The 7434-nt window shown below is 69.5% G+C and carries 7 protein-coding genes and 1 pseudogene; 7 read left to right on the top strand and 1 reads right to left on the bottom strand.

Annotated features, from left to right (window positions below):
- The 7 genes from AC1DOC_RS11910 to xylB all read left to right on the top strand — a co-directional run.
- Positions 1-397: TOBE domain-containing protein (locus tag AC1DOC_RS11910; protein ID WP_478129846.1), on the top strand; the 397-nt coding region annotated here is incomplete at its 5' end.
- Between the two features lie 82 nt (positions 398-479).
- Positions 480-1871, top strand: coding sequence for a D-arabinitol 4-dehydrogenase (gene dalD, locus AC1DOC_RS11905; RefSeq protein WP_478129845.1), 1392 nt, complete (start codon positions 480-482; stop codon positions 1869-1871).
- Positions 1868-2656: an L-iditol 2-dehydrogenase gene (locus AC1DOC_RS11900; RefSeq protein WP_478129844.1), complete on the top strand. Its 789-nt coding sequence runs from the start codon at positions 1868-1870 to the stop codon at positions 2654-2656. The genes dalD and AC1DOC_RS11900 overlap by 4 nt, the downstream gene beginning before the upstream one ends.
- A 351-nt stretch (positions 2657-3007) precedes the next feature.
- Positions 3008-3679: a transaldolase family protein gene (locus tag AC1DOC_RS11895; protein WP_478079480.1), complete on the top strand. Its 672-nt coding sequence runs from the start codon at positions 3008-3010 to the stop codon at positions 3677-3679.
- 20 nt (positions 3680-3699) lie between these two features.
- Positions 3700-4668, top strand: coding sequence for a carbohydrate kinase family protein (locus tag AC1DOC_RS11890; protein ID WP_478079481.1), 969 nt, complete (start codon positions 3700-3702; stop codon positions 4666-4668).
- A 13-nt stretch (positions 4669-4681) separates the two neighbouring features.
- Complete coding sequence (locus AC1DOC_RS11885) at positions 4682-5620, top strand: AraC family transcriptional regulator (protein ID WP_026284346.1); 939 nt, start codon at positions 4682-4684, stop codon at positions 5618-5620.
- Positions 5621-5665: 45 nt separating this feature from the next.
- Positions 5666-7141 (top strand): xylulokinase, encoded by a 1476-nt coding sequence (gene xylB / locus AC1DOC_RS11880; RefSeq protein ID WP_478079482.1) that lies wholly within the window; start codon positions 5666-5668, stop codon positions 7139-7141.
- A 74-nt stretch (positions 7142-7215) separates the two neighbouring features.
- Here xylB and groEL read toward each other — a convergent pair.
- Positions 7216-7434: pseudogene (gene groEL / locus AC1DOC_RS11875) on the bottom strand (chaperonin GroEL); the annotation flags it as partial.

Raw genomic sequence — 7434 nt, 5'->3', positions numbered from 1 at the left:
GGTCGGCACGCCGCTCGAGCTCTACGACCACCCGGCCAACCAGTTCGTCGCGCAGTTCATCGGCATGCCGTCGATGAACATGGTGGCGGCAAGCGCCATTCCGAGTTTTTCCGCCGCCACCGGCGGTCGCCTGCCGAGCGACGGCTTCCTGGGCGTGCGGCCCGAAGGCCTGCGCGTGCATCCGAAGCAGGCTGCGCCCGCGGGCGTGCCGGGGCGCGTGGAGCTGATCGAGGCGCTGGGCGCCGACACGCTGATCCACGTCGACGTGGGCGGCGTGCCGCTGATCGCGCGCCAGAACGAGCGCACGCCGCTGCATGCGGGCGACGACGTGGCGGTCGAGCTCGATCCGTCGGTGCTTCATCTGTTCAACCGCGAAGGCCGTTCGGTCTCCGCCTGATTTCTTCCGGAACATTCCCGTGACCCTCGCAGCAGCGCCTCTCGGTGCGCCAACCTTACCCCCGGCTCCTTCGGAGTTCGTGGTGCTTCACCTCGGACTCGGCTCGTTCCATCGTGCCCACCAGGCCGTCTACCTGCAGCGGCTGATCGATGCGGGCGACACCCGCTGGTCGCTTTCGGGCGCCAACATCCGTCCCGACATGGCCGATGTGGTGGCCGCGCTGCAGGCGCAGGGCGGGCGCTACACGCTCGAAACCGTGTCGCCGGCCGGCGAGTTGCGCTACGAACAGATCGAGGCCATCCGCGAAGTGCTGCCGTGGGAGCCCTCGCTGGCCGCGGTGATCGCACGCGGCGCCGCGCCGTCCACGCGCATCGTTTCGTTCACCGTGACCGAGGCCGGCTACTACCTCGACACCAAGGGCCGGTTGGACCTGTCGTTCGCCGATCTGGCAGCCGACATCGAGCGCGCGCGGCGCGGCGATGCTCCCGGCGAGGGCGTGACCATCTACGGCGCCGTCTGCGCGATCCTGCGTGCGCGCAAGGCTGCGCAGGCTGGCGCGGTCACGCTGCTCAACTGCGACAACCTGCGCCACAACGGCGACCGCTTCCGCGCCGGGCTGCTCGAATTCATCGAACGCGCGGGCGACGCCGATCTGCTGGCATGGGTGCAGGCGAACACCGCCTGCCCCAATGCGATGGTCGACCGCATCACGCCGCGCCCGCCGCCCGAGCTGCGCGCACGCGTGAAGGCCGCAACGGGCCGCGACGATGCGGCCGCGATCACCGGCGAGAGCTTCATCCAGTGGGTGATCGAAGACAACTTTGCGGCCGGCCGGCCCGACTGGGGCCGCGTGGRCGTGGAACTGGTCGAATCGGTGCAGCCCTATGAAGAAGCCAAGATCCGCATCCTCAACGCCACGCACAGCTGCATCGCCTGGGCCGGCACGCTGGCGGGGCTGAATTTCATCCACGAAGGCACGCACGACGCGGCCATCCGCAAGATGGCCTTCGACTACGTCACCGACGACGTGATCCCATGCCTCATCCCGAGCCCGATCGACCTCGCGGCCTACCGCGACGTGGTGCTCGACCGCTTCGGCAACCCCGCGATCCGCGACACCAACCAGCGCGTGGCGGCCGATGGTTTTTCCAAGATCCCGGGCTTCATCGCGCCCACGGTGCGCGAGCGGCTGGCCGCGGGGCAGCCGATCGACAGCGTCGCGATGCTGCCCGCGCTGTTCCTGGCCTTCCTGCAGCGCTGGCATCGCGGGGCGCTGCCCTATGCCTACCAGGACCAGGGCATGGACGAGGCCGTGGCGCACGCGATCTGCGATGCCGCCGATCCGGTGCTCGCGCTGTGCGCCGACCCGGCACTGTGGGGCGCCGCCGCAGGCGATGCGCGGCTGGTGGGCGCGGTGCGCGCAGCGAGCGCGCGCGTGGCAAATTTCCTGAAGAACCCTGGAGCAACGAAATGAGCGAACGTTTGAAGAACCGCCACGTGCTGCTGACCGGCGCCGGTGGCGGCATCGGCCTGGCCGTGGCCGAGGCCTGCATTGCCGAAGGCGCACGCTGCAGCGTGATCGACCGCGCCGCGGCGGCGCCCGAGGCAGTGCGCGCGCTGCAGCAGCAGCACCCCGACAAGCTCGCCTACATCGCGGCCGACGTGACCGACACGCAGGCCATCGCGCACATGCTGGCCGAGGCACAGGTCGCCTTCGGGCCGATCCACACGCTGTTCAACAACGCCGCGGTGTTCSACCTGGCGCCGCTGCTCGACAGCGACGAGGCTTCGTTCGACCGGCTGTTCGCGGTCAACGTGAAGGGCATGTTCTTCGTGATGCAGGCCGTGCTGCGCCACATGGTGGAGGCCGGCACGCAGGGTGCGTCGGTCATCAACATGGCCTCGCAGGCGGGGCGGCGCGGCGAGGCGCTGGTGTCGCACTACTGCGCGACCAAGGCGGCGGTCATCAGCTATACCCAGAGCGCCGCGCTGGCCATGGCGCCGCACGGCATCCGTGTCAACGGCATTGCACCCGGTGTGGTCGACACGCCGATGTGGGACCATGTCGACAGCCTGTTCGCCAAGGCCGAGGGGCTGCCACCGGGCGAGAAGAAGCGCCGCGTGGGCCTGGAGGTGCCGCTCGGCCGCATGGGCGTGCCGGCCGACATCGCGGGCGCGGCCGTGTTTCTTGCCAGCGACGAGGCGCGCTACATCACGGCGCAGACTCTCAATGTCGATGGCGGTAATGTCATGAGCTGAGATGAGACCCTGCTTTTTCGTTCTTGTGCGCTGGTCTTCGTTCAGGGCGCGCTCCCGCCGACGGGGTACCTTGCTCCGCGAATGTCCTCCGGCCTTCGGCCTCCCCCTTGATTTCGCTGCGCAAGGCACCCCATCAGCGAGAGCGTGTTCAGAGCAGCGGTTGATCAGCGGTACACCAGCGGCGTGCCCAAGTGCACAGAGCATCGGGTGCTCCCCGCAGCGAAATCAAGGAGGAGGCCGCAGGCCGGGGGACATTCGCGGAGGGGAGTACCCGGTGATCTGTGCACAGGCCCTGAACAGAAGCGCCAAGAACAACAACGCCAAGAACAACAGCGCCAACAACGCACAGTCATGAACGAAGACTTCCATCTGTACCTGGACAGCGCCGACCTGCCTGAATTGCAGGCCTGCCTGCCGCATCCGGTGGTGCATGGCGTGACGACCAATCCCACGCTGCTCAAGCGCGCCGGCATCGGCCGTGATGAAGTGCCCGGTCTGCTGAAACGCTGCATCGAACTGGGCGCACGCCAGGTGCAGGCGCAGGTCTATTCCAGCGAAGTCGACGGCATGCTCGAAGACGCGGCCGCCTTACTCTCGCACTTCGACCGGGGCCAGCTGGTCGTGAAGATCCCCGCCACGCGCCAGGGCCTCGACGCCGGCGCGCGGCTCATCGCGCAGGGCGTGCCCGTCACCTGGACCGCCGTGTACGCGCCCGAGCAGGCCCACTTTGCCGCGCAGCTGGGCGCGGCCTACGCGGCACCGTACCTCGGGCGGCTCGACGATGCCGGCGTCAACGGGCTGGCGCTGATCGCGCAGATGCAGGCGCTGGTCGCGCAGCGGCCTTCGTCGGGCACGCGCCTGCTGGTCGCCAGCATCCGCTCGCGCGAGGCCTATCTTGCGTTGCTGGCGCTGGGCGTGGGCGCCATCACGATTCCGCCGCGCCTCTTTGCCGAGCTGCTCGACCATCCCGCCACGCTGGCCGCGGAGCGCGGCTTCCTGGCCGATGCGCGCAGCTTGCCCTGACAGAAGAGAATCCGAGAACCATGCGCATTGCACTCACGGGCGAAGCCCTCATCGATTTCACCGCCAGCGAAGCCGGCGCGCTCGCGTTCCTCGGCCACGAGGGCGGTTCGCCGCTCAACACGGCCGTGGCCTGCGCGCGCCTGGGCCAGCCCACCGGCTTTCTCACGCAGCTGTCGACCGACCTGTTCGGCGAACGGCTGATGCGCTTTCTCGAACGCAACGGCGTCGATACCAGCTTCATCCTGCGCAGCAATGCGCCGTCGACGCTGGCCTTCGTCGAGCGCACCCCCGAGACCAACCGCTACGCCTTCTACACGCGCGGCAGCGCCGACGCCACCTGGGCGCCCGAGCCGCCGCCGCAGCTGCCGGCGGCGTGCCGCTTCCTTCATTTCGGCTCGATCTCGCTGCTGCAGGAGCCTGCGGCCACGCGCATTGCCGAGCTGGTCACGGCCAACGCCGGGCGCCGCGTGATCGTGTTCGACCCGAACGTGCGGCCCAGCCTGATTCCCGACATGGCCGCCTACCGCGAGCGCGTGACCGGCTGGCTGGCCATGGCCGACCTCATCAAGCTCAGCGACGAGGACGCCGAACTGCTCGCCCCCGGCCAGCCGGTCGACGCGCTGGCCGCGGAGTGCCTCCAGGCCGGCGCGCATGCCGTGGTCGTCACGCGCGGCGGCGCCGGCGCCACGCTCTGGCGCACGGGGCATGCGCCGCTCGCCGTGGCGGCGCCGCGCGTCAAGGTGGTCGACACCATCGGCGCGGGCGACACTTTCACGGCCGGGCTCTCGGTCTCGCTGCTCGCGCATGGCGTCGAGCACCCGGCCCAGCTCGGCGAGTTGAGCGACGACGCCTGGCGCGAGGTGATGCGCTTCGCCGCCACCGCCGCCGCTCTCAACTGCACCCGCGAAGGCGCCGATCCACCCACGCTCGACGCGGTTCACGCCGCGCTGGCGCAGGAAGACAATGAGGCCGTCGCTTCCCGGCCTTGACCCCCGTGCTGCCATGACAACGTCCACACGCAAACGCTCGATTCCCCGTCAGCGCCAACCCGAGCTGGAGCGCGACATCGCGCGCTCTCCGTCGCTGGGCTACGAGGCCCCCGAAACCGGCCTGGTGCGCTGCCTCGCGCACGGCTTTCCGAGCCCGCTGGTGCGATGGCACTTCCATGAAGACTACGAGCTGCACCTGATCACCGAGACCTCGGGCAAGGCCTTCATCGGCGACTGGATCGGGCCGTTCCAGCCCGGGCACCTCGTGCTCTGCGGGCCGCGGCTGCCGCACAACTGGATCTCGCTCGACGTGCCCGAAGGCGGCGCCGCCGGCCGCGACCGGGTGATCCAGTTCCGCCACGAGCCCATCGAGCGCGCCGCGGCCGAGATCCCGGAACTGCGCGACGTGATGCAGCTGTTCGAACGCGCGCGGCACGGCATCGAGTTCTTCGGCATGTCGCAGCAGGCGCAGGCGCACTGGGACAACATCAAGGCCGCGCGCGGCGTGCGCCGGCTCGGGCTGTTCCTCGAGTTCATGGCCGACCTCGCGCAATGCACCGACTACCGGCTGCTCTCCAGCGTGCAGATGCAGGGCGCGCACGGCGTTGAAGGCGATGCGCAGGTCGACCAGATCAACGACATCGTCAACCGCATCACCAGCAACATGGCGGAGCCGATCTCCATGTCGGACGTGGCGGCCGAGCTCGGCATGAGCGAAAGCCGCTTCAGCCGCTTCTTCCGGCGCTCCACCGGCAACAGCTTCACCGACTTCGTCAACCGCGTGCGCATCAACAGCGCCTGCCACCTGCTGATGCAGACCGACCACTACGTGACCGACATCTGCTACCAGGTCGGCTTCAACAACGTGGCCAACTTCAACCGGCGCTTCCTCGAGATCAAGGGCATGACCCCGAGCGAGTTCAGGCGCCAGGCCGACACGCGGTTCGGCTGACGCCCATACCAAGCGCTTTCAAGGCACCAATCAGGGAGCACCATCTTGTATCTGGGACTGGACCTCGGCACGTCCGAGCTCAAGGCGCTGCTGCTCGCCGGCGACCACCGCATCGTCGGCGTGGCGCGTGCGCCGCTCACGGTCGAGAGGCCAGAGCCGCTCTGGTCGGAGCAGGCGCCTAGCCAATGGTGGCAGGCGCTGGAGCAGGTGATGGCGGAGCTTCGCGGCGCGCATGCTGAAGCGCTCTCGGCCGTGCGCGCGATCGGCATGTCGGGCCAGATGCACGGCGCCACGCTGCTCGACGCCGCGGGCGAGGTGCTGCGGCCCGCCATCCTCTGGAACGACGGACGCAGCGGCCCGCAGTGCGAGGCGCTTGCGCGCGCCGTGCCGCGCCTGGGCGAGATCGCGGGCAACCTTGCGATGCCCGGCTTCACCGCGCCCAAGCTGCTGTGGGTACGCGAGCACGAGCCTGAAATCTTCAACCGCACGGCGCGCGTGCTGCTGCCCAAGGACTGGCTGCGCTTCATGCTGAGCGGCGAGGCCGTCAGCGAAATGTCCGATGCGGCCGGCACGCTGTGGCTCGACGTCGGCGCGCGCGACTGGTCCGACGAACTGCTCGCGGCCACCGGGCTCACGCGCGGGCACATGCCGCGGCTGGTGGAGGGCAGCGAAGTGTCGGCGCAGCTCAAGCCCGAGCTGGCCGCGCGCTGGGGCGTGGGGAACGGCGCCGCTGCCGTGCTCATCGCCGGTGGCGCGGGCGACAACGCCGCCAGCGCCGTCGGCATGGGGCTGGTGGAACCGGGGCAGGGCTTCGTGTCGCTCGGCACCTCGGGCGTGGTGTTCGTCTCGACCGACCGCTTTTTGCCCAACCCCGCGCAGGCGATGCATGCCTTCTGCCATGCGCTGCCCGGCCGCTGGCACCAGATGTCGGTGATGCTCTCGGCCGCGAGCGCCGTGAGCTGGGCCGCCAAGGCCTTCCGGTTCGCCGACGAGGCCGCGCTGCTCGAAGCGGCAGCGTCGGTCGCGCCCGCGCAGCGCGCGCGCTGCCCGCTGTTCCTGCCGTACCTTTCGGGCGAGCGTTCCCCGCACAACAATCCCAACGCGCAGGGCGTGCTGTTCGGGCTCACGCATGCGCACGGCCCGGCGGAGATCGCCTATGCCGTGGTCGAGGGCGTGAGCTTCGGCCTGCGCGACGGCTTCGACACCCTGCGCCTGCCGGCCGGCATGCCGCTGCGCGAAGTGGCGCTGGTGGGTGGCGGCGCGCGCAGTGTCTGGTGGGGCCAGCTGCTGGCCGATATCTTCGAGCTGCCGCTCACGCTGTACGCGGGCAGCGAGACGGGTGGGGCGCTGGGCGCGGCCCGCCTTGCCTGGCTGGCTGACGGCGGCACCGTGGCCGAGGTGTGCACGCTGCCGCCGGTGAAGCAACAGCTGGTGCCTTCGCTTGAAGGTGCCGATGGGCACAAGGCGCGTCATGTGCGCTTCCGGGCGCTCTATACGGCGCTGCGCGACCAGTTCCGTTAATTCGTACGCGCAATGAAAAAGGGCCGCTTTCGCGGCCCTTTCGTTTTGGTGAGCAATGGAGCTCAGCCGGGAAATTACATTCCCATGCCGCCCATACCACCCATGCCGCCCATGTCGGGCATGCCGCCGCCGGCACCGGCTTCTTCCTTCGGTGCGTCGGCGACCATGGCTTCGGTCGTCAGCAGCAGCGAAGCCACCGATGCTGCGTTCTGCAGCGCGGTGCGGGTCACCTTGGTCGGGTCCAGGATGCCCAGCTCGAGCATGTCGCCGTACGTGTCGTTGGCGGCATTGAA

The sequence above is a fragment of the Variovorax sp. 01T439_2 genome, from assembly GCF_056398445.1.
The sequence above is the reverse complement of the archived record's forward strand: the minus strand, read 5'-3'. Positions and strand labels throughout refer to the sequence as shown.

Bases quoted from the DNA above. Each gene is read 5' to 3' on its own strand.
- AC1DOC_RS11885 (WP_026284346.1), top strand. From the start codon at position 4,682: ATGACAACGTCCACACGCAAACGCTCGATTCCCCGTCAGCGCCAACCC.
- AC1DOC_RS11890 (WP_478079481.1), top strand. From the start codon at position 3,700: ATGCGCATTGCACTCACGGGCGAAGCCCTCATCGATTTCACCGCCAGC.
- AC1DOC_RS11895 (WP_478079480.1), top strand. From the start codon at position 3,008: ATGAACGAAGACTTCCATCTGTACCTGGACAGCGCCGACCTGCCTGAA.